The organism is Streptomyces sp. NPDC034049 (genome assembly GCF_055575575.1).
Genome location: NZ_JBVISJ010000007.1, coordinates 277,339 through 298,640 on the forward strand (window position 1 = coordinate 277,339; position 21,302 = coordinate 298,640).

Below are 21,302 nucleotides of genomic sequence, written 5' to 3' on the forward strand. Positions count from 1 at the left end.
GCGGCACTCGCACATCAGATGTCCCGGAATGGTCCTCCGGATGTTTCACGCTGTACGGACTCCGCAGAGGGGGAGAAGTCAGCGAAGGGTCTCGCCGGAGGTGTCGATCACGGTGTGCGCGAGCTCCTCGAAGATCGCCCAGTCGGCCTCGGCCGCGTACTCGGCCAGAGCCCGCAGGGCCGACGCCGGTTCGGGGCCCTGGGGCCACATGGGATACCAGGCGTCCCCGCACCGGGCGGGGTGGAGCTGGACTGCGGTCACCTGGTGGTGTTCGAGCGCGCGCCCGAAGTGGTGCGGCTCATCCAGGACTTCATCGACGGCCGACCGCCGGGGCCTGCACGACCCCGGCGTCGATGACCGTGTCCAGCATGGCGCGGGACGCCTCCAGGTCGTCGATGGAGCGGGTGATCCGCTCCCGCTCCTGCCGAAGCTGGGCGATCAGGTCCGAACAGACCGGGACCAGACGCTCGTCCTCCTCCCGCACACACGGCAGCACCCTCGCGATGGTGTCCGTGGTCAGTCCGGCGGTGAGCAGCACCCGGACCCGGCGCACCGTCTCCACGTCCTTGTCGCAGTACACCCGATAACCGCTGGGCAGCCGCTCGGGCGTCAGCAGTCCCTGCTCCTCGTAGTAGCGCAGCAGCCGCTCGCTGACCCCGGTGCGTCGCACCATCTCGCCCATGCGCATGGATCCGCCCCCTCACCGACTTGACTCTGACACTGATGTCAGACTTTAGCGTTCCCGCATGCAGAAGAGTTCCGTGATTCTCGCGGCCCTGTGCGTGAGCGTGTTCGTCGTGGGCACCTCCGAGTACCTCACCGCCGGACTGCTGCCCCAGGTGGCCGAGGACCTGGACGTCTCCGTGGGCGCGGCCGGCCAGACCGTCACGGCGTACGGCCTCGGCGTGGTCATCGGCGGCCCCATCGTCACCCTCCTCACCGCGCGCATGCCACGCAAGGGTCTCGCCCTGTCGTTGATGCTGCTCTTCGCCGTCGGCAGTGCCGTCAGCGCGTGCGCCGGCTCGTACGAGGTGCTGCTGGCCGGCCGTGTGCTGTCCTCGCTCAGCCACGCGGCGTTCTTCGCGCTCTCCCTGGTCGTCGCCAGCCAGGTCGTCCCCGAGGACAAGGTGGGCCGGGCGACCGCCGCGGTCGTCTCCGGCCTGACCGTGGCGACGCTCCTCGGCGTGCCGCTGGGGGCGCTGCTGGGTGAACGGACCAACTGGCGCACGCCGTTCGTCGTCCTCACGGTGCTGACCCTGCTCGGCGTGGCGCTGCTGGCCGCCGTCCTGCCGCGTCGCCACGCCGAGTCGGCGGGCGCCCGCGCCGAGATCAGGGTCATGGCCCAGCGCCCCGTCCTGCTCGCCATCGCCACCACCGCCGTCGGTTTCGCCGGCGTCGCCACCGTCTTCACCTACATCGCGCCGCTGCTCACCGAGGTCACCGGATTCCCCGCCTTCGTCGTCTCCATCCTGCTGCTCGCCTACGGCGGCGGCAGTTTCCTCGGCAACATCATCGCGGGGCGCCTGACCGACAGGGCCCCGGCCGCCACCCTGCGCGGCGTCTTCGCGGCGCTGGCGCTGCTGCTCGCCTGCACGCCCTTGGCGGTGACGTGGAAGCCGACGGCGGTTCTGGCCGTGCTGCTGCTGGGGCTGCTCGCCACCGCGACGATCGCCCCGCTGCAGGGCCTGATCCTGCGTCACGCGCAGCAGGCGCCCACCCTGGCGGTCTCGGTCAACGTCGGTGCCTTCCAGTTGGCCACCGCCATGGGGTCGGCGGTCGGCGGCGTCATCGTCGCGGCCGACGCGCTGCGCTGGACCGGTCTCGCCGGTGCGGTCCTCAGCGCTCTCGGCCTCGTCGTCTCCTGCTACGCGCTTCCGCTGCGGCCCAGGGCGGAGCCCGAGGCCGCCGGCACCGCCGTGGAGACCAGCTCCGCCACCGCTGCCTGATCCCGCTTCACCGCCCGACTCGCTGTCCGAACCATCGCTCCGACCCACAAAAGGAGAGTTCCCACCATGCTCGCTGTGCAGATCGACGTCCACGGAGGCCCGGAGGTGCTTGAGGTCCGGGAGATCGCCGAACCGGTGCCCGGCCCGGGAGAAGTGCTGGTCCGGACGGTCGCGAGCAGCCTCAACCCGGTGGACTGGAAGACCCGCGCCTGGGACGTCGGCCCGGAGTTCCCGATGACCCTGGGCTGGGACCTGGCCGGCGTCGTCGTCGCGAGCTCGTCCGCCGAGTTCGCCGTGGGCGACCGGGTGATCGCCATGTCCGCGCAGATCGCCACCGGACGCGGCACCTGGGCCCAGCTGGTCGCCCTGCCGGAGCACCTCCTGACCCACGCGCCGACCACGCTCAGCCTCGCGGAGGCGGCCACGCTGCCGCTGGCCGGCACCACCGCGGTGCAGGCCCTCGCCAAGCTGAGGCTGGTGAGCCGCGGCCGTCTTCTGGTCACCGGGGCGGCCGGCGCGGTCGGCGGACTGGCGGTCCAACTCGCGCGGCGGGCCGGCGTGGCCGTCGACGGGCTGGTGTCTCGTTCCGAACACATCGACGTGGTAAGGGAGTTGGGCGCCGATACTGTGGTGGACCTCGCCACGGACCTGCCCAAGGAGACATACGACGCGGTACTCGACACCGCGGGCGTGGACGTGTCCTCGTCGCTTGTCGAGGGAGGGCTGTACGTCTCGATCTCCGACGAGCCCCTGCCCGCCGTGCCCGGTGCCGCCAAGAGCTATGTGCAGGAGAGCAAGAAGGATCTCGCCGAGCTGGTGGAGCTGGCGGAGGCCGGCCGGCTTCGGGTGCGGGTGGCGGAGCACCACCCGGTGACGGCGGTGCGCACGGCCCACGAGCGCTTCGAGGCCGGGGGGTTGTCCGGCAAGGTCGTCCTTCTCTTCTGAGCCCTTCGGGTCGGCGCCGGCACCGCCGAGCCCGTGGTGGGTCCGCCTTCTGGGCGGGCCCACCACCGGTGTCACTCAGGCGGTGTCACTCGGCTTGTGCCACCGCGGGAAGAGACCGGCGGGCCACGTGAGCCGTGTGGACGGGCAGTCGTGGATTGCTGATCCGCGTGAACGGCCGTTCGGTTGTTGCACGCTCATGTCCGTTGATGCATCCGGAAGGTCGACCCAGGGAACTCCCGCAGGCGGCAGCCGCTCTTCCGGCTGACTGCCCCGTGCGTGTCCGCTGGAGGGGCTCCGTGCGTGATCGCCGTAGGCCGTTCGTCCCGCGGAGTGAGATCGTGCGTGGAGTGGATTACCTGCGGCCGCGGCTGTACCGGCGCCTGCCGCCGCTCCGCCCGCTCATGGCGAAGCCGGCGATCCAGAGGACCAGCAGGACGGCGGCGACCCACCACAGAACCTGCATGGCGAAGCCGAACCCGAAGACCACCAGGATCAGCAGAAGGAGAAGAATCCAGAACATCGCCGGGCCTCCAGATCGCGGGGATTTCCTTGATTCCGCGGGGTCCGGGCGAAGCGGGAAGGTGAAATGCCGCTCGCGAACGATCCGGAGTGGCTTTGCCCTGCACCGTGCTGTCAGTCAACGCCTGGCAACGCTCCTTGTCAACGCGGTGTCGACGCTGTGGAGTTCTGGGAACCGGGTCGGGCCGCCGCGGTGAACGGGGGCCTCGGCGGGTTCCTCGGCCGGCTCGACCGGTGGCGCCGGCAGGATGCGGTCCTCCCACCAGGACAGGGCCATCACGGTGGCGAGCAGAACGAAGGGGGTCGAAGCGGGAACGATCAGCACGTACATGTGTGCCGCCTGGTGTGGACGCGTGCGATGCGGCGGGCAGCAGAGCGGTGCCCGCTTGGGGCGCATCGGGCGTGTGGGGATTACGTGACGATGGGTGCCTGCGGGAACAGCCTCGCTCGTGACGCGGCGGGCCCGGCACCGATGCGCAGGTGCGCCCCCCGGGGAGCGCGCTGGCGGTGCGACGCTGCCGGGGGCAAGGGCGGCAGGTCGCACGCTAGCCCTCTCCGCACTTCTCCGACAGATGCGAAGCAGCCATCCATGTCGGACAGAACATACTTTCACCGCACGGGTATCCGCAGTCTTTGAGCAGGACTAGGCTGGGGGATGAGGCCCGAGTCCCCGGTTTTGACGCAGTGTTCCGCTCCCGGGGAGGCCCGCCGTGTTCGTCCTGCTGCTCATCCTCATCGTGGTTCTGCTCGGCTTCGGCTTCCTCCCTCCCCTCTGGTGGGTGGCCGCGGCGGTGCTGGCCTACGCCATCACCCGACACGGCCGCGATCGTGGCGGAGGCCAGGGCCCTGGCGGCGGTTCCGATCTCGGGGAGTACCGGGGCTACCGGGAGCGCCGGGACCGTGAGGAACGCTGGAACCACCGCTACAGCCGCCAGAACCGGGCGCGCTGGAGGCGCGAGGACCGTCGGGACCGCGAACACCGTGGATGACCCGTGTAGTTGCGCGGCAGCCAGAGGTTCCGGGACGGCTTCAGCCAGGCCGGACACGTCGAGTTCGTCAAGAGGTGCATGCCATGCGACGTACAACCGTGGTCCATGAGGAATGGTGGGAGGTCGGCCGTGTGGTCATCGACCAGGCCTGCGGCATGGTGATGGTCCTGGCCCCCTGCCGCCGTGGGCCGGCCAGGAGGCTGCTCGTGAACATGCTCCGAGACGGCAAAGCCGAACTTCCGGAGGTGGCTGCTGCCGTGGTCGCCGCCTGGGAGGAGGAGCCGCTCTCGTGCTGGATGCGGCGTGCGCCGCGGCGGCTCCACGCGGAAGACCGGGCGTGCGCTTCACCACCGGCGGAGGAGCTGTCCGGAAGGGGAGGGTCATGATTCGCGCAGCCGACGTCCGAGAATGGCGCAACCGTGATGTCGTCGACACGGAGTCGCACAAGATCGGTGTCCTCGAGGCGGTCTATGTGGACACCACCACCGACGAGCCGGCCATGGCCACGGTACGGACCGGACTGCCCACCCGGCGCCGTCTGGTCTTCGTGCCTCTCGACGATGCGATCGTCGGGCCGGACTATCTCAGGATCGGCTATGTCAGAGCGCTGGTGAAACAGGCCCCTTCGATCGGGACCGACGATGTGCTGCCCGCCGAGCAGGAGGAAGCGGTCTTCAAGCACTACGGACTGGCCTACAAGCCCGGTGCGGCCGGCGAACGGCAACTGGCGCGCCGCTGACCGCCTACGGACAGGATGACTGCCCGGTGAGGTGCGCACCGTGCACCGGGTGACCCCGCCCCATGAGGCTTCGCGTACACCCCATGGGCCACGGCTGAGGCGAGGGCCTCCGCCGCGCGCCTGGGGAGGCTGCGAGCAGGACAACCTGGCCGAGCACCACCCCAGCAGTGGCCGCGCACCGCAACAGCTGGCCGGAGACGCTCACCAAGGAGTCGCAACCCAGGACCAACGCCGAGCTGACGCGGGCGATCCATGTCATGACCACGGAACTGTACCGTCGTCTGACCGAGGACGGCACAGAGCAGTAGCGGGCCGCAGCCGGGGATGGGGTCAGGCCCCCAGGCCGGCCAGGGGTTCGGAGCCGTCGATGAAGGCGCGGGCGACATCGGCCAGGCGCCGGTTGTGGGAGCGGGCGTAGCGGCGCAGCGCGCTGAACGCCTGCTCCATGTCGATGTCCTGGCGTTCGGCGAGCTTCCCCTTGGCCTGCTCGATCAGCACACGGCTGCTCAGAGCCGTCTGCAGCTGCTCGTTGAGGACCGTGCTGCGGTGGGCCGTGCGTTGTTGCAGCAGGCTGATGGTGGCGACGTCGGCCAGCGCCTGGGCGATGAGTGTGGAGGTCGGCTCGAAGGGGCCGGGCGCGGCGCGGAAGAGGTTCAGGGCGCCCACGGTCTCGTCCCGCAGGCGCATGGGCAGGGCCTGGACGGCCCCGAACCCGCTGCGGTGGGCCGCTGTGACGAAGCGCGGCCAGCGATCGACCTCACGGGTGAGGTCGTGGATGATCACCGGTGCGCCGGTGTGGAAGCACTGGAGGCAGGGGCCTTCGTCGTTCTGGAGCTGGAAGAGCTCCAACAGCCGCACCTGTTCGTCGGAGGCGGCCATGACGCGGAGTCTGCCCTCCCGGTCGGCGAGCAGTACCCCGGCGGCGCTCGCGTCGAGCATGCCGACGCAGCGGTCGGTCAGCAGGCGCAGGAAGTCGATGAGGTCGAAGTCGGCGACCAGGTTGTCGGCCAGCTCGACGAAGGTCTTGGCCAGAAGCTGTTGGTCCATGGCGGGCACCCTTGATTGAGGCTAGTCCCCGCCCGAAGGGGCGGGAAGTACGGCACGTTCCTCGGCCGGCACCGATGGGTCAGGTTTCCTCCTCGGCCTGATCCGGCTCCGCGTCCGGTGAGAAACGAAGCCGACGGGCCACCACGTCGGCGGCCACGTCGGTGAGTCGGCGTCCCTGCGCATAAGCGTGGGCACGGAGCCGCACGAAGGCTTCTTCGATGCCGATTCCGAGCTGGACCGTGAGCATCCCGCCGGCCTGGTCGATCTCCGCCCGGTATGAGCCCAGGTCCTCCAATCCGCGGTCCGGCACAGGTCCGCCGGTCGGTGCGCCCCTCTCGTCGATCCTGGTACTGAGTAGGAGGAGAGTCGCGAGATCGGCGAACGCCAGCGCGTCGGCCAGTTCCTCCGCGTCGAGCACGGTCGGAATGCCGGCGTACAGGTCGAGAACTCCCGGGCTGATCGCCCCCATGCGGAGGGGGAGAGAGAAGACCGCGCGGGCTCCGGCTTCCAGGGCCGCATCGGCGAACACGGCCCAGTGATCCTGTAGTTCGACGGTGAGCAGATCGGGTGTCAGGACGGCCGAGCCGCGTGCGAAGGCGTCCACGCAGGGTCCCTCACCCAGCGTGAGCTGGAGCTCTTCCAGTTGCTCGCTGATGTCGTCGGTGCTGCACAGTGGGTGGCTCGCCGCGGCCGTGGACATCGCCGACAGCCCGGCCCCGCCGACCGGCAGCGCGGCCACGGCCGCGGTGCACACGTCCACCACACCGATCCGGGCACCGCGTCGGGCCGCCTGCTCGGCGACCAGTAACCGGATGCGGGCCGACCGGCTGTCAGGGCCCACCCGGGCCACCGCCTCCAGGCATCGTGACAAGGCCCTCCGGCCTCGGCGTGGTGTGTTCCCCGAGGGGAAACACCAGCGCGCGGAACGTGGTGGTGCCCAGTGACCTGCGAAGCTCTCCGATGTCCAGCCACCCCCATGAGCGGAGTGCGACGAGTGCCTGGCGATCGGCCCGGTCCACCAAGGTGGAGCCGAGTGATGCCTGGCGGTCGCTCAGCAGCCGCTTTTGCAGAAGACGGGCGAGACCCCGGTCCTGCGAGTGCGGCCGGACCATGATGTCGTCGAACGCGAAGACGCTGCCGGACACGGTGAGTTGCCCGACGTCGCGCGGCAGTACTCCTTCGTAGCCGAGCCACCAGGAGCCATCGGCGCGTACCGGGAATCCGAAGGCGCATCCCGTCAGACGGTCCGTCTCGGCGATCACCAGGGCGAACCCCGGACGGCGCATGTCCGCGGTGAGACGGTCCAGGAAGTTCTGCTGACCGGGACGGCGGTGTGCATCACCGGCCGCCGTTGCGTGGAACTCCGCATACAGATCCGCCAGTTCCTCACGCAGGCTGTCCACCAGCCCACGGTTCAGGCGACGCAATCGCACCGGAACCGTGGCGCACGGCTCGCTGTCCTCCGGCTTCTGTGACTGCCCCTGCCAAGGGTCGGCCGTCATCATGCATCGCCCGAGAGGAGGGGAACCAGCGGGACGTGTACCGCCGGGGTGTCGCCGAGCGGAGAGGGCAGCGGGCCGAAAGGAAGGCCGAGGAGGAGGAATCCGCAGCCGGTGAGGTCGAGCATCCGAGCCAGCATCGCCGGAGGATGGTGCAGTCGCAGGGTCCTGCCGGCCAAGGTGGTCCGCTTCGAAGCGAAGAGGAGGGCGTTGAGGCCGCTGCAGTCGCAGAAGCTGACGGAGGTGAGGTCGATGTCGATGATGCGGATGCCGTCGCGCAGGCACCGTTCCACGGATGCGCGTACCAACGGCGCGGAGTCGAAATCGATCTCACCGGACAGGGTGATCAGCGCCCGATTCCTTCGGACACGGCGGTACACGGTGAGCTGAGGAAGGAGCATGACGCCTCGGTTCGGAAGGCCATCCGGCAATGGGTGCGCTGGTGCCGGTGTCCCGGTTCCCTGGGTGCGCTGCCGGCAGGGGCGTACGTTCGGCGGAGGCAGAGCAACGGCCGGTCCGACAGCCTGCACAGCAGGACGGTAGGCCCACCCGGTTCCCTCCAGGGATGCGCCGGGTGACAGACGAAGAGTCCGCACCCCGCAGCCATCTGTGTTGAGCAACGGCATGCCGCCGGGGTCTGGGACGTCTGCACAACAGCCTAGTCCTCGCGTCATGTGATGGACCGTCCGAAGCAGCCAATCCCAGGATGTGGACAGTTCGAAGACGGGGTCACGAGGAGCCGAACGGTTCAACCCGGCGCCAGGGGAGGGTTTTCACGGGGGCCGCCAGGCGTGCGGAAGCCCGATCCGGATGCGTCCCGCACCGGCCCTGGGGCGCGATACCGCCGGGTGCGGCCTGGGTGTCCTGTCCGCGGGGCGGGCGACGGACGGCTGCAGTGTCGTGGAGAAGGCGGCGGCCGCGGCTTCCCGGGCGGGACGCCGAGTTCGCCGATGGTGCTCGTCAGGGCTCACGCCGGCTCGGGTGATGACGCCCTGGGACTGGATCGGCATGGCCACGACCCGAAGCGCGGCGTGGAGGCGGGTCGCCAGGCGTTCCTCCAGTCGTTCGGCGATGTCGCCGATGACCAGGCGAATGGTCTGCCTGGGCGGACCGGTCTGTTCCGGCTGGGCCGCGGACACCGCGGACACCGCGGAGGCGCCGCCCTCGTCCGACACGGCGCGGGCCCGTCCCCGGGCCGCCTCTGCGGCGGTCCGGGGTTCGTCTCCCGCCGAGAGCGAACCGGCGTGGAAGCCGGTGTGCGGGCACGGTCTGTAGCGGGGGGTGGTCGGTGGTCGCGGATCGCGCGAATCCGTCTCCGGACCTCTGCGTGTGCACAGTCGACGGAAGCAGCTCACGTGCGGTCCAGAGGCCCAGAGAAGTCCCACAGGTGCCGCCGCACCCCCTCCGGCCCAACATTCGTGCAGGTCAAAGGGATTGCGACGACCTTCCTCCGGAGGGCCCTCAGATGTCCCGGAAGATCTCGATCTGCGCCCCCACGGTGTTGAGGCGCTCCGCGAGGTCCTCGTAGCCCCGGTTGATGACGTAGACGTTGCGGAGCACGGACGTGCCCTCGGCGGCCATCATCGCGAGGAGGACGACCACGGCGGGGCGCAGGGCGGGCGGGCACATCATCTCGGCGGCGCGCCAGCGGGTGGGTCCCTCGACCAACACGCGGTGGGGGTCGAGGAGTTGGAGGCGGCCGCCGAGGCGGTTGAGGTCGGTCAGATAGATCGCGCGGTTGTCGTAGACCCAGTCGTGGATGAGGGTCTGGCCCTGCGCGGCGGCGGCGATGGCCGCGAAGAACGGGACGTTGTCGATGTTCAGGCCGGGGAACGGCATGGGGTGGATCTTGTCGATGGGGGCCTGGAGCTTCGAGGGGCGGACGGTGAGGTCCACCAGGCGGGTGCGGCCGTTGTCGGCGACGTACTCCGCCGAGCGGTCGTGGTCGAGGCCCATCTCCTCCAGGACCGCCAGCTCGATCTCCAGGAACTCGATCGGCACCCGGCGCACGGTCAGTTCGGACTCGGTGACGACCGCCGCGGCGAGCAGGCTCATCGCCTCGACCGGGTCCTCGGAGGGCGAGTAGTCGACGTCCACGTCGATGTGCGGCACCCCGTGCACGGTGAGCGTGGTGGTGCCGATGCCCTCGACCCGTACGCCGAGGGCCTCCAGGAAGAAGCAGAGGTCCTGGACCATGTAGTTGGACGAGGCGTTGCGGATGACGGTGACGCCGTCGTGGCGGGCGGCGGCGAGCAGCGCGTTCTCGGTCACCGTGTCGCCGCGCTCGGTCAGCACGATCGGGCGGCCGGGGACGACGGAGCGGTCCACCTCGGCGTGGTAGAGCCCCTCGGTGGCCGTGATGTCGAGGCCGAACCGGCGCAGGGCGATCATGTGCGGCTCGATCGTCCGCGTCCCGAGGTCGCAACCGCCCGCGTACGGCAGCTTGAAGTGGTCCATGCGGTGCAGCAGCGGGCCGAGGAACATGATGATCGAGCGGGTGCGGCGCGCCGCCTCCGCGTCGATCGCGTCGAGGTCGACCTCGGCGGGCGGCACGATCTCCAGGTCGACCCCGCCGTTGATCCACCGGGTGCGTACGCCGATGGAGCCGAGCACCTCCAGAAGGCGGTACACCTCCTCGATGCGGGCCACCCTGCGCAGCACTGTGCGCCCCTTGTTCAACAAGGAGGCGCACAGCAGCGCGACACACGCGTTCTTGCTGGTCTTCACGTCGATCGCACCCGACAGCCGACGCCCGCCGACCACCCGCAGATGCATCGGACCCGCGTAGCCCAGTGAGACGATCTCACTGTCGAGGGCTTCACCGATTCGGGCGATCATCTCAAGGCTGATGTTTTGATTACCGCGCTCGATACGATTCACCGCGCTCTGGCTCGTCCCGAGAGCCTCCGCCAACTGCGACTGTGTCCAGCCGCGGTGCTGACGGGCGTCACGGATGAGCTTGCCGATGCGTTCGAGGTAGTCGTCTGCCATGAGGGCAAGGTTATCTCAGATATGAGATGACGCCTCTTGGGGGGTCCGTTGGGGCCGTGACACGGGCCCGTTCGGGTGAAGGGTGTGACGAACCGTCAGCCGGGTTCAGTGGCGCCGCGCGTCACGGGTGCGGCGCCAGCCGAAGGGCCCGGGCAGGTCCATCGAGGTCGTACGCCGTCCCGTGCTGCTGTGGGTGTGACGGGGGCCGTTGCGGCCGCCGGTGGTGATGGACCAGGAGCGTTTGTTGATGTTCAGTCGCACCCCCGGCAGGATCCGGAAGCTCTTGCGGAACGTGAGCGGCATGGCTGTCTCCTTCCCGTTGCCCGACGGGTACCCCGCTCTTCGGTCCGCATCCCTCCCGCGTACGGCAACTGGGCTCTGCCGGGGGGTACTTGCCTCAGCGGGGCGGCAGCACGCAGAACTCGTGGCCGTCGGGGTCGACCAGGACCGCCCAGTCGGCCGCGCCCTGGCCGATGTCGACGGGGGTCGCGCCGAGCGAGACGAGGCGGTCGATCTCGCTTCGCTGGTCGCTGCCGGCGGACGGGACGAGGTCGAAGTGGAGGCGGTACTTCCCGACCTTCGGGGCCAGGGGCGGACCGCCCCAGGTGATCTTCGTGCCGCCGTGCGGCGACTGGATCGCGGTCTCCTCGTCCTGGTCCCAGACCAGGGGCCAGCCCAGCGCCCGGCTCCAGAAGTACCCGACCTCCTGTGAACCGTCGCTCGCGAGCGCGCCGATGAATCCGCAGCCGGCGAGGAAGCCGTTGCCCGGTTCGATGACGCAGAACTCGTTGCCCTCGGGGTCGGCGAGGACCACGTGCTTCTCGTCCGGGAGCTGTCCGATGTCGATGTGGCGTCCGCCGAGCTCCAGCGCCCGCGCCACGACCCGCCGCTGGTCGTCGAGGGAGGTGCTGGTGAGGTCGAAGTGCATCTGGTTGGGCACGGTCTTCTTCTCCTGGCTGGGCAGGAAGCGCAGCCGGAGCCCGGTGTCGTCGTCCGGGGCGAGCGCGACACCCCCGTAGGGGTCCTCGGTCGTCTCCCGGTCCAGGACACCGGCCCAGAAGTGCGCGAGACCGGCGGGGTCGTTCGCGTCGAAACTGAGCGCGTGGAGGTGGGACGTCATCGCGAGGGATCTCCGATCCGCCGGCACGGCCGCGGACAGGGCTCGTCCCCCGCCCATGAGGAACAACCATGCGAGGAACGACCATGCTAGGAAGCCCGGAAAACGCCCCGCAACGCAATAACGGGCCCGCGCGCCCGGCCCGCCAGCGCGGAGATTGGCGCACGCCACATCGGGCCGGGCATGACCAGCCCGCCCCCATGTACTACTGTTATCTCGACATCGAGATATCTGCCGAGGCGCACTGCGGCCGCCACCCCGGTAAGGGGTACCTAACTTAGCCTTACCTTAGCGGATCGGCCAAGGAGGCGTGGCGGCAGGATGCGGTGGTACGCGCACATGGAATGAAGGAGACTGTCGTGTCGGCGAACAGCTTCGACGCCCGCAGCACGCTGCAGGTGGGCGACGAGTCGTACGAGATCTTCCGGCTGGACAAGGTGGAGGGCGCCGCGCGCCTCCCTTACAGCCTGAAGGTGCTGCTGGAGAACCTCCTCCGCACCGAGGACGGCGCGAACATCACCGCCGACCACATCCGCGCCCTCGGCGGCTGGGACTCCCAGGCCCAGCCGTCGCAGGAGATCCAGTTCACGCCGGCCCGCGTGATCATGCAGGACTTCACCGGCGTGCCCTGTGTCGTCGACCTCGCCACCATGCGTGAGGCCGTGAAGGCCCTCGGCGGCGACCCGGCCAAGGTCAACCCGCTCTCGCCGGCCGAGATGGTCATCGACCACTCCGTCATCGCCGACAAGTTCGGCACGAACGACGCCTTCAAGCAGAACGTCGACCTGGAGTACGGCCGCAACAAGGAGCGCTACCAGTTCCTGCGCTGGGGCCAGACCGCCTTCGACGACTTCAAGGTCGTCCCGCCCGGCACCGGCATCGTCCACCAGGTCAACATCGAGCACCTCGCCCGTACGGTCATGGTCCGTAACGGCCAGGCGTACCCCGACACCCTGGTCGGCACCGACTCGCACACCACCATGGTCAACGGCCTCGGCGTCCTCGGCTGGGGCGTCGGCGGCATCGAGGCCGAGGCCGCGATGCTCGGCCAGCCGGTCTCCATGCTCATCCCGCGCGTCGTCGGCTTCAAGCTGACCGGTGAGCTGACCCCCGGCACCACCGCCACCGACCTCGTGCTCACGATCACCGAGATGCTCCGCAAGCACGGTGTCGTCGGCAAGTTCGTCGAGTTCTACGGCGAGGGTGTGGCCGCCACCTCCCTCGCCAACCGCGCCACCATCGGCAACATGTCGCCGGAGTTCGGCTCCACCGCCGCGGTCTTCCCGATCGACGGCGAGACCATCAAGTACCTCAAGCTCACCGGCCGCTCCGAGCAGCAGCTCGCGCTCGTCGAGGCGTACGCCAAGGAGCAGGGCCTCTGGCTGGACCCGGCCGCCGAGCCCGACTTCTCCGAGAAGCTGGAGCTCGACCTCTCGACGGTCGTCCCGTCGATCGCCGGCCCGAAGCGCCCGCAGGACCGTATCGTCCTCGCCAACGCCGCCGAGCAGTTCAAGCAGGACGTCCTCAACTACGTCGACTCCGTGGACGAGTCCGGCAAGGAGTCCTTCCCGGCCTCCGACTCCCCGGCCGTCGCCCCGAACGGCGCCCCGTCCAACCCGGTCACCGTGACCGCCCCCGACGGTTCGACGTACGAGATCGACCACGGTGCGGTGACGGTCGCGGCCATCACCTCGTGCACCAACACCTCCAACCCGTACGTCATGGTCGCCGCCGCGCTCGTCGCGAAGAAGGCCGTGGAGAAGGGCCTGACCCGCAAGCCGTGGGTCAAGACCACCCTCGCCCCGGGTTCGAAGGTCGTCACCGACTACTTCGACAAGGCGGGTCTGACCCCTTACCTGGACAAGGTCGGCTTCAACCTCGTCGGCTACGGCTGCACCACCTGCATCGGCAACTCCGGCCCGCTGCCGGAGGAGGTCTCCAAGGCCGTCAACGACCACGACCTCGCGGTCACCTCGGTCCTCTCCGGCAACCGGAACTTCGAGGGCCGGATCAACCCCGACGTCAAGATGAACTACCTGGCCTCCCCGCCGCTGGTCGTCGCCTACGCCCTCGCGGGCTCCATGAAGGTGGACATCACCAAGGACGCCCTCGGTGTCGACCAGGACGGCAAGCCGGTCTACCTCCAGGACATCTGGCCGACCGAGGCCGAGGTCAACGACGTCGTCGCCAACGCCATCGGCGAGGACATGTTCGCCAAGTCCTACCAGGACGTCTTCGCGGGCGACGCCCAGTGGCAGGCCCTGTCGATCCCGACCGGCGACACCTTCGAGTGGGACGCGGAGTCGACCTACGTCCGCAAGCCCCCGTACTTCGAGGGCATGACGATGGAGACCACCCCGGTCTCCGACATCACCGGCGCCCGGGTCCTCGCCAAGCTCGGCGACTCGGTCACCACCGACCACATCTCGCCCGCCGGCGCCATCAAGGCCGACACCCCGGCCGGCAAGTACCTCACGGAGCACGGCGTCGAGCGCCGCGACTTCAACAGCTACGGCTCGCGCCGAGGCAACCACGAGGTCATGATCCGCGGTACGTTCGCCAACATCCGCCTGCGCAACCAGATCGCGCCGGGCACCGAGGGCGGCTACACCCGCGACTTCACGCAGGAGGGCGGCCCGGTCTCCTTCATCTACGACGCGTCGCAGAACTACCAGGCCGCCGGCACCCCGCTGGTCATCCTGGGCGGCAAGGAGTACGGCTCCGGCTCGTCCCGTGACTGGGCGGCCAAGGGCACCGCGCTCCTCGGCGTCAAGGCCGTCATCACCGAGTCGTACGAGCGCATCCACCGCTCGAACCTCATCGGCATGGGCGTCCTGCCGCTCCAGTTCCCGGCCGGCCAGTCGGCCGACTCCCTCGGTCTGACCGGCGAGGAGACCTTCTCCATCACGGGCGTGACCGAGCTGAACGACGGCACCACCCCGGCCACGGTCAAGGTCACCACCGACACGGGCGTCGAGTTCGACGCGGTCGTCCGCATCGACACCCCCGGTGAGGCCGACTACTACCGCAACGGCGGCATCATGCAGTACGTGCTGCGCAGCCTGATCCGCAAGTAAGCGTCCAGGCAAGGCAGTTGAGGGCCGCGTCCCCGGAAACGGGGGCGCGGCCCTCCGCCTTGTCCGAGCCGCCGGACGACGATCGGCCGGCTGGTGGTGTCGAGGCCGTGGTCGCGGGCGGCGGCCTCACCGTGGCCGCCTGCGTCCGCGCGGTCGTCATCCGGCGCCCACCGGGCGCCCGCCGCAGCGGTACGACACGCCGCGCCGCCTCACCGTGAGCCGGCTCCGCCAGGGCGAGTCACCGGCACCGCGAAGGCCCTGCGGACGCACCCGCCGGGCGACTGAGCCGTGGCCCGTCAGCCCCGTCGCGCACGTTCCGGCCCGGCAACCCTGGCGATCGGGCGGCCGAAGGGCCAAGACTGGCACCCATGGATGCACCGATGCGCCGCCGCACCCCGCTCCCGTACGTCGACGAGCACACGATCCTCGTCGAGGCGGATGCCGACGAGGTCTGGTGGGCCCTGGCCGAGGCGCTCGACTGGGCCTTCTCCCGCCCCTCCGCGGTCCGTTACGCCAAGCTCGTGGGCTGCGCCGACCACACCGCGTCCGGGCCGCGCCCGCCCGTCGAGGGCGAGACGACGTTCCCCGGCTTCCGCACGCTGACCGCGATCCCGGGCAGTCGGCTGACCCTCCTGGGCCGCCACCGCTTCTCCTCCTACACCCTGACCTTCCACCTCGACGCGGCAGGACCGGACCACACCCGGCTGCGCGCCGAGACCCGCGCCGCCTTCCCGGGCCCGGCGGGCGGCCTGTACCGCCTCCTCGCCCTGGGCACCGGCACGCACGCGAAGCTCACCCGCCGGCTCCTGACGACCACCCGGCTCCAGGCCGAACGCCCCTGGAGAAGGTCCGGCTGAGCCGCGCGGGCGCGGGAACCGCGCGCCACGCCGTCCCCGAGCCGCCCGACGGTCACCCACAGCGGTGGGGGAGGCCCCCGCGTCGATGCGCGACAGCCGTTTACAAGCGCCGCGCCGCGCGCTAGCTTCCGAAGCAGGTGGGGTGGGAGCGCTCCCACCTGTGGCGTGGCGGACCGGAACCCGTCACCCCCGGATCCGCTCCCGCCCGCACCACCTGTCCGCACCGCCACCCGCACATCGGCACACCTCGCACCCGCGCATCGCCCCACCTCGCACCCGCACATCGGCACGCGCACGTCCCCCCACCTCCAAGCCGTACACGCAAGGAGCGCTTGTCATGCACGTGACAAAACCACGCCTAGGGCTGCCCCGACGCCACAGGGACCTTCTCCTCGTCCTGCTCGCCCTCGTGACCACGATCCCGGCACTGGGTCTCGTCGTCACCGCCGGCAGCGGCAAGGCGGAGGCGCACGGCACCCCGATGAAGCCCGGCAGCCGCACGTTCCTGTGCTGGCAGGACGGGCTGACCGACACCGGGGAGATCAAACCGATCAACCCGGCCTGTCGTTCCGCGCAGCAGGTCAGCGGGACGACGCCGTTCTACAACTGGTTCTCGGTGCTCCGTTCGGACGGCGCCGGCCGCACCCGCGGCTTCGTCCCGGACGGCCAGCTGTGCAGCGGCGGCAACGCCAACTTCACCGGGTTCAACACACCCAGCGCCGACTGGCCGTTGACCCATCTCACCTCCGGCGCGACCGTCGACTTCTCGTACAACGCGTGGGCGGCGCACCCGGGTTGGTTCTACGTCTACATCACCAAGGACGGCTTCGACCCGACGAAGACGCTCACCTGGAACGACATGGAGGCGCAGCCGTTCCTGAGCGTCGACCACCCGCCGCTCAACGGCAGCCCGGGCACGGTCGAGGCCAACTACTCGTGGCGGGGCCAGCTGCCCGCGAACAAGTCGGGTCGCCACATCATCTACATGGTCTGGCAGCGTTCCGACAGCCAGGAGACCTTCTACTCCTGCTCCGACGTCGTCTTCGACGGCGGCAACGGCGAGGTGACCGGGATCAAGGAGCCCGGCAACCCCACCGAGCCGGTCCCGGGCGAGTGCTCCGCGACCCGCCGTACGACGGGCAGTTGGACCGGCGGCTACCAGTCCGAGGTCGTCGTCAAGAACACCGGCGACGTGCCGATGCTCGGCTGGATGGTCGACTGGACGCTGCCCGCCGGGCAGAAGGTCGACAGCCTGTGGAGCGGCAGCGCGACCTACACCGGGCAGAACGTGATGGTGCACAACGCGGACTGGAACGGGTCACTGGATCCAGGTGAAACCGCGAACTTCGGATATGTGGTGCAGGGGTCGGGAGGCGATCCCGCGACCACGCTGCCCTGCCGGGTGGGCTGAGCCCGGCGCGATCGGCCCGATCCGCGGCGCCGGCCCTGTGCGGGGGCGGGCGCCGTGCTCGGGGCGGACCGGGTGGGCGGGCGGTACGTGCCCACCCGGTCCGCGAGCCGCGTCCCGGTACGGGGGAGACCGGACGCGGTGGGAGTGCGGCTGTGGGACCTCTCGGCGGGACAACGTTGTCGAGTGGTCTGGACATGACTCCATCGTTCCCTGGGGCAACCAGGTCAAGCGGGTTCGGGTCGGTGCCCCGGCCCGAACCGGGTCAGGCCAGCAGCTCCACCTCCGCGAGCGTCGCCGTGTCGTCGAGGACGAGCCGGTAGTGGTCGTACGCCCTCGGGGCCGGGACGGAGAAGGCCCGGGTCTGCCGGTCCCAGGCGAAAAACTCGCCGACGCGTCTGTCGAGGGTCTTCCAGGTCGTGCCGTCCGCGGAGCCCTGCAAGGTCCAGCCGGACGGGGCCCCGGCGTGGTCGGCCGAGGTCAGCGTGTACTGAACGGCCTTGGTCCGGGCGGGAGTCGGCAGCGGCACGGTCCCCACGGAGGCCGTCGTCGACGACGTGTCGTCGAACAGCTCCCCGTGCCCCTCGATGGCGTCCGCCCGGGGGGAGGGCACCTTGTCGTCCTTCGTGATCGACACCGGTGCGGCACTCTCACCGGTGCCCCAGCGCGAGGGCCTCGGACCCATGTCGAACTTCAGCACCCCGCCACGGGAGATCAGCGAGTGCGGCAGTGAAGTCGAGGTCCACGTCCGGCCGTTGACCTTCAAGCCCTGCACGTACACGTTCCTGGTGCTGTTCCTCGGGGCCTCGACCACCAGGTCCCTGCCGTTCTCCAGATGGACGGTGGCCTTGGTGAACAGCGGGGAGCCGACGGCGTATTCACCGCCGCCCATCACCAGCGGGTAGAACCCGAGGGCGGAGAAGAGGTACCAGGCGGACTGCTCCCCGTTGTCCTCGTCGCCGTGGTAGCCCTGGCCGATTCCGCTGCCGACGTAGAGGCGGGAGAGCACCTCGCGGACCTTCTCCTGGGTCTTCCAGGGCTGCCCGGCGGCGTCGTACATGTAGATCGCGTGGTGGGCGACCTGGTTGGAGTGGCCGTACATGCCCATCCGGACGTCACGGGCCTCCGTCATCTCGTGGATGACGCCGTTGTAGGAGCCGACGAGGTCGGGGGAGGCCGTCTCCGGGGTGGAGAAGTAGGTGTCCAGCTTCTTCGCCAGCCCGCCGCGGCCGCCGTACAGGTTGGCCAGGCCCTTGCTGTCCTGCGGCGCGGAAACGGCGTACCCCCAGCCGTTGGTCTCCGTGTAGTCGTGGCCCCAGACCCGGGGATCGTAGGCGGAGGAGTCGACCCGCCAGGCGCCGGTGCCGTCGCGGCCCTGGAAGAAGCCGGCCTTCGCGTCGAACAACTCGACATAGTTACGGGCCCTGTTGAGGAAGTACGCCGCCTCCTCCCGGTAGCGCCGCTCGCCGGTCTCCCGGTACAGCGCCCGACCCATGCGCGCGATGCCGTAGTCGTTCAGGTAGCCCTCCAGGGCCCACGACAGGCCCTCGTGGGTGTCGGTGGAGGTGTAGCCGAGGAAGGGCGAGGTGGCCATGCCCTTGCGGCCGACGCCCGCCGTCGGCGGCACGACGGTGGCGTTCTTCAGGGCCGCCTCGTACGCCGACCTCGCGTCGAAGTCCACACCCTTGACGTATGCGTCCGCGAACGCCACGTCCGACGAGGTGCCGGTCATCAGGTCCGCGTAGCCGGGGGAGGACCACCGGGAGGTCCAGCCGCCGTCCTTGTACTGCTGCACGAAACCGTCGACCAGCTCACCCGCCCGGCCGGGCGTCAGCAGCGCGTACGCGGGCCAGGTGGTCCGATAGGTGTCCCAGAACCCGTTGTTGACGTAGACCTTGCCGTCGACGATCTTCGCGCCGGTATGGGTCGGGGTGTCCGGACCGGTCATCGGGGAGAAGGGCGAGGCGTACCGATGGGCCGAACCCACCTTCTCGAAGCCGGAGTTGGGGTACAGGTACAACCGGTAGAGGTTGGAGTACAGCGTGGTCAGCTGGTCGGGGGTCGCGCCCTCGACCTCCACCTTCCCGAGGATGCGGTCCCACGCGGCCCGGGCCCGGTTCTTCACCGTGCCGAAGGAGGTGCCGTCCGGGATCTCCTGGCGCAGGTTGTCCTTCGCCTGGTCCAGGCCGATGAGGGAGGTGGCGAGGCGGAGCGTCACCGTGCGGTCCGGGCCCGCGTCGAAGCGGAGGTGGCCCTTCACCCCGGTCGCGCCGCCGTCCGTGACCGGCGCGTCGAAGACCCCGTACACGAAGAGACGGGTCGCGCCCGTCGACAGGCCGGACTTCACATCCGAGAATCCCGTGACGACCCCGCTGTCCTTGTCCAGGGTCAGCCCCGCCTGGTCGGTCACATTGTCGAAGATCACGCTCGCGTCGTCCCCGGGGTAGGTGAAGCGCAGCGCCGCCGCGTGGTCCGTGGGCGCCATCTCGGCCCTGACGCCGTTCTCGAAGCGCACCCCGTAGTAGTACGGCCGGGCCGTCTCGTTCTCGTGCCGGAAGGCCAACGCCCGGGAGGCGCGGCTCAGTTCGGGTGTTCCGGTGGCCGCCGAGGGCATCACCTGGAAGGTCTGCCGGTCTCCCATCCAGGGGCTCGGCTCATGACTGGCGCTGAACGCCTGGATGGTCGGCAGGTTGTCCGCGTTGTTGGCGCGCGCGTAGTCGTACAGCCAACTCAGCGAACCCGCGTTGGTGACCGGCGTCCAGAAGTTGAAGCCATGGGGCACCGCCGTCGCCGGGAAGTTGTTGCCGCGGGAGAAGCCGCCGCTGGAGTTCGTTCCCCTGGTGGTCACCGCGTAGTCGGAGAGGTGTGCCTTCGGCCGCTCGGGCGCCCGGACGCGCAGGGTCACGTCGTCGAGCCAGCCGCGGAACCGCGCCGGGCCCTCGGGGGAGTCGTAGGCCACCAGGATCCGGTCCACGGTCCGCCCGGCCGCGACCGACCCGATCCGCGCGACCACGTCGTTCCACTGGTTGACGTACAGCGCCTTCGCAGCGCCCTGCCCGCGCGGCGAGAGCGGGAAGCCGTGGCTGTCCACCGCCCCCAGCTCGCTGAGCGAGGTGCCGTCGGTGAAGGCCAGGTCGACCGAGACATGGGTCGCGTCGTAGTCCAGGTCGCCGTCCGCCATCGACGGGAAGATCCGGTAGGCCAGCTCCGTGTCGCGTTCGACGGCGACGTGCACGTCGAAGATCTTGTTGTACGAGTGGGCCGGTCCGTCCGCGGTGTGGCGGCCCGCGTACCGCAGGGCCCGCTTGCCGGTGAAGCCCGCGCCGGCCTTCGCGGTCGCCGAGCCGCTCGGACCCCGGTCGACCAGCGACAGCATCTCCTTCGGTGCGGGCGTCTGTCCGCCGCCCGTGGAGAACTGCACATCGGCGAGCTGGGTGATCATCGAGGCGCCGTTGTTCCGGGTGATGTCGAGCCGGAAGTGCCGGTAGCCGGCCACCGCGTCGCGGGGGATGTCGTACGACTTCGTCCGGAACCGTTCGTCGAAGGACTCGCCGGAGCGGGTGTCGAGGGTCTTCCACTCCTTGCCGTCGGTGGAGCCCTTCAGGGTCCAGTCCTTCGGGTCACGGGTCTCGAAGTCGTTTGCCGACGTCAACGCGTAGGTCACCACCTCGGCCGGTCCGGCGAGGTCGAACTCGGCCCAGCCGGTGGGCTGGAAGGTGAGCCACTTGGTGCCGGACTCGCCGTCGACGAGGTTCTCCTTCACCTCTCCGCCGGCGGCGTTCTCGCCGCTGGCCCGGACCTCGGTGACCCGGTCGGTGATGTTGCCCGGTATGCCGGTGGTGTAGCCGCCGTCGACACCGGAGGCTCGGGCCGAGCCGTCCGGAGCGGTGTCGACCGTGCTGATCCAGTCCGGGGCCGGATCGTCCGGCTCGAACGAGGAGCCGAACTCCCGCGCACCGGCCGCCGCTCGGTCCGGTAACGCGACGGCCGGGCCCTGCGAGGCCATCACCAGAGCGAACGCGACGGCGCCGAGCACCGCCGTGGAACTCCGTCTGTGCCGCATCGGCGAGCACCCTCCCTACGTCCCGCAAACTGTTTCCGATCAAGAAGTGATCGAAAGAGGACAACGTTGTCGACTCTGCAACGCGGGGACCAGTAGGGGTTGAAG

The 21,302-nt window shown here is 69.9% G+C and carries 22 protein-coding genes; 9 read left to right on the forward strand and 13 right to left on the reverse strand.

Annotation, left to right across the window (positions count from 1 at the left end; genetic code table 11):
* Window positions 1-78: 78 nt before the first annotated feature.
* Both ACZ52C_RS22170 and ACZ52C_RS22175 read right to left on the reverse strand, forming a co-directional pair.
* Window positions 79-261, reverse strand: a complete 183-nt coding sequence (locus ACZ52C_RS22170; RefSeq protein WP_469076344.1) for a hypothetical protein — start codon at window positions 259-261, stop codon at window positions 79-81.
* Between the two features lie 49 nt (window positions 262-310).
* Complete coding sequence (locus ACZ52C_RS22175; protein WP_469076345.1) at window positions 311-688, reverse strand: MerR family transcriptional regulator; 378 nt, start codon at window positions 686-688, stop codon at window positions 311-313.
* A gap of 58 nt (window positions 689-746) precedes the next feature.
* Between ACZ52C_RS22175 and ACZ52C_RS22180 the strand changes: the two genes are divergently transcribed.
* Together ACZ52C_RS22180 and ACZ52C_RS22185 are read left to right on the forward strand one after the other, a co-directional pair.
* The gene (locus ACZ52C_RS22180) at window positions 747-1,946 is read left to right on the forward strand and encodes an MFS transporter (RefSeq protein ID WP_469076346.1); all 1,200 of its coding nucleotides are present in this window, start codon (window positions 747-749) and stop codon (window positions 1,944-1,946) included.
* A gap of 66 nt (window positions 1,947-2,012) precedes the next feature.
* Window positions 2,013-2,891, forward strand: a complete 879-nt coding sequence (locus tag ACZ52C_RS22185) for an NADP-dependent oxidoreductase (RefSeq protein ID WP_469076347.1) — start codon at window positions 2,013-2,015, stop codon at window positions 2,889-2,891.
* A gap of 352 nt (window positions 2,892-3,243) precedes the next feature.
* Here the strand turns inward: ACZ52C_RS22185 and ACZ52C_RS22190 are convergent, their stop codons facing one another.
* Window positions 3,244-3,411: a hydrophobic protein gene (locus ACZ52C_RS22190; RefSeq protein WP_469076348.1), complete on the reverse strand. Its 168-nt coding sequence runs from the start codon at window positions 3,409-3,411 to the stop codon at window positions 3,244-3,246.
* A gap of 117 nt (window positions 3,412-3,528) precedes the next feature.
* Entirely contained in the window at window positions 3,529-3,741 is a 213-nt protein-coding gene (locus ACZ52C_RS22195; RefSeq protein ID WP_469076349.1) for a hypothetical protein, read from the reverse strand.
* 379 nt (window positions 3,742-4,120) lie between these two features.
* Here ACZ52C_RS22195 and ACZ52C_RS22200 point away from each other — a divergent pair, with 379 nt between their 5' ends.
* The 4 genes from ACZ52C_RS22200 to ACZ52C_RS22215 all read left to right on the forward strand — a co-directional run bounded on the left by ACZ52C_RS22200 (window position 4,121) and on the right by ACZ52C_RS22215 (window position 5,446).
* A complete protein-coding gene (locus tag ACZ52C_RS22200; RefSeq protein WP_469076350.1) occupies window positions 4,121-4,399 on the forward strand; it encodes a hypothetical protein in 279 nt (92 codons plus the stop codon).
* An 83-nt stretch (window positions 4,400-4,482) separates the two neighbouring features.
* Window positions 4,483-4,785, forward strand: a complete 303-nt coding sequence (locus ACZ52C_RS22205) for a hypothetical protein (RefSeq protein WP_469076351.1) — start codon at window positions 4,483-4,485, stop codon at window positions 4,783-4,785.
* Window positions 4,782-5,138, forward strand: coding sequence for a PRC-barrel domain-containing protein (locus tag ACZ52C_RS22210; RefSeq protein WP_469076352.1), 357 nt, complete (start codon window positions 4,782-4,784; stop codon window positions 5,136-5,138). The genes ACZ52C_RS22205 and ACZ52C_RS22210 overlap by 4 nt, the downstream gene beginning before the upstream one ends.
* A 167-nt stretch (window positions 5,139-5,305) precedes the next feature.
* Complete coding sequence (locus ACZ52C_RS22215) at window positions 5,306-5,446, forward strand: hypothetical protein (protein ID WP_469076353.1); 141 nt, start codon at window positions 5,306-5,308, stop codon at window positions 5,444-5,446.
* A gap of 22 nt (window positions 5,447-5,468) precedes the next feature.
* On the opposite strand, the gene ACZ52C_RS22220 is transcribed toward ACZ52C_RS22215, so the two are convergent.
* From ACZ52C_RS22220 to ACZ52C_RS22255, 8 genes are all read right to left on the reverse strand, one after another.
* The gene (locus ACZ52C_RS22220; protein WP_469076354.1) at window positions 5,469-6,185 is read right to left on the reverse strand and encodes an ANTAR domain-containing protein; all 717 of its coding nucleotides are present in this window, start codon (window positions 6,183-6,185) and stop codon (window positions 5,469-5,471) included.
* Between the two features lie 79 nt (window positions 6,186-6,264).
* On the reverse strand, window positions 6,265-7,035 hold the full coding sequence (locus ACZ52C_RS22225) for a GAF and ANTAR domain-containing protein (RefSeq protein ID WP_469076355.1): 771 nt from the start codon (window positions 7,033-7,035) through the stop codon (window positions 6,265-6,267).
* A complete protein-coding gene (locus ACZ52C_RS22230) occupies window positions 7,016-7,690 on the reverse strand; it encodes a GNAT family N-acetyltransferase (RefSeq protein ID WP_469076356.1) in 675 nt (224 codons plus the stop codon). Before ACZ52C_RS22230 ends, ACZ52C_RS22225 begins: the two co-directional genes overlap by 20 nt.
* Complete coding sequence (locus ACZ52C_RS22235; protein WP_469076357.1) at window positions 7,687-8,085, reverse strand: STAS domain-containing protein; 399 nt, start codon at window positions 8,083-8,085, stop codon at window positions 7,687-7,689. The genes ACZ52C_RS22230 and ACZ52C_RS22235 overlap by 4 nt, the downstream gene beginning before the upstream one ends.
* A 372-nt stretch (window positions 8,086-8,457) precedes the next feature.
* Window positions 8,458-8,859, reverse strand: coding sequence for a hypothetical protein (locus ACZ52C_RS22240; RefSeq protein ID WP_469076358.1), 402 nt, complete (start codon window positions 8,857-8,859; stop codon window positions 8,458-8,460).
* Between the two features lie 286 nt (window positions 8,860-9,145).
* Entirely contained in the window at window positions 9,146-10,675 is a 1,530-nt protein-coding gene (locus ACZ52C_RS22245; RefSeq protein WP_469076359.1) for a helix-turn-helix domain-containing protein, read from the reverse strand.
* 105 nt (window positions 10,676-10,780) lie between these two features.
* Window positions 10,781-10,978 carry a DUF4236 domain-containing protein gene (locus ACZ52C_RS22250; RefSeq protein WP_045559905.1) on the reverse strand — a complete coding sequence of 66 codons (198 nt, stop codon included), beginning with the start codon at window positions 10,976-10,978 and terminating at the stop codon, window positions 10,781-10,783.
* Window positions 10,979-11,072: 94 nt separating this feature from the next.
* Window positions 11,073-11,795, reverse strand: coding sequence for a VOC family protein (locus ACZ52C_RS22255; protein ID WP_469076360.1), 723 nt, complete (start codon window positions 11,793-11,795; stop codon window positions 11,073-11,075).
* Window positions 11,796-12,151: 356 nt separating this feature from the next.
* Between ACZ52C_RS22255 and acnA the strand changes: the two genes are divergently transcribed.
* The 3 genes from acnA (at window position 12,152) to ACZ52C_RS22270 (ending at window position 17,137) form a co-directional block, all read left to right on the forward strand.
* Window positions 12,152-14,869, forward strand: coding sequence for an aconitate hydratase AcnA (gene acnA / locus ACZ52C_RS22260; protein ID WP_469076361.1), 2,718 nt, complete (start codon window positions 12,152-12,154; stop codon window positions 14,867-14,869).
* 368 nt (window positions 14,870-15,237) lie between these two features.
* Window positions 15,238-15,726: a hypothetical protein gene (locus tag ACZ52C_RS22265; RefSeq protein WP_469076362.1), complete on the forward strand. Its 489-nt coding sequence runs from the start codon at window positions 15,238-15,240 to the stop codon at window positions 15,724-15,726.
* Window positions 15,727-16,063: 337 nt separating this feature from the next.
* Window positions 16,064-17,137, forward strand: a complete 1,074-nt coding sequence (locus tag ACZ52C_RS22270; RefSeq protein WP_469076363.1) for a lytic polysaccharide monooxygenase auxiliary activity family 9 protein — start codon at window positions 16,064-16,066, stop codon at window positions 17,135-17,137.
* A gap of 262 nt (window positions 17,138-17,399) precedes the next feature.
* Here the strand turns inward: ACZ52C_RS22270 and ACZ52C_RS22275 are convergent, their stop codons facing one another.
* Window positions 17,400-21,197: a GH92 family glycosyl hydrolase gene (locus tag ACZ52C_RS22275; protein ID WP_469076364.1), complete on the reverse strand. Its 3,798-nt coding sequence runs from the start codon at window positions 21,195-21,197 to the stop codon at window positions 17,400-17,402.
* Window positions 21,198-21,302 lie beyond the last annotated feature (105 nt).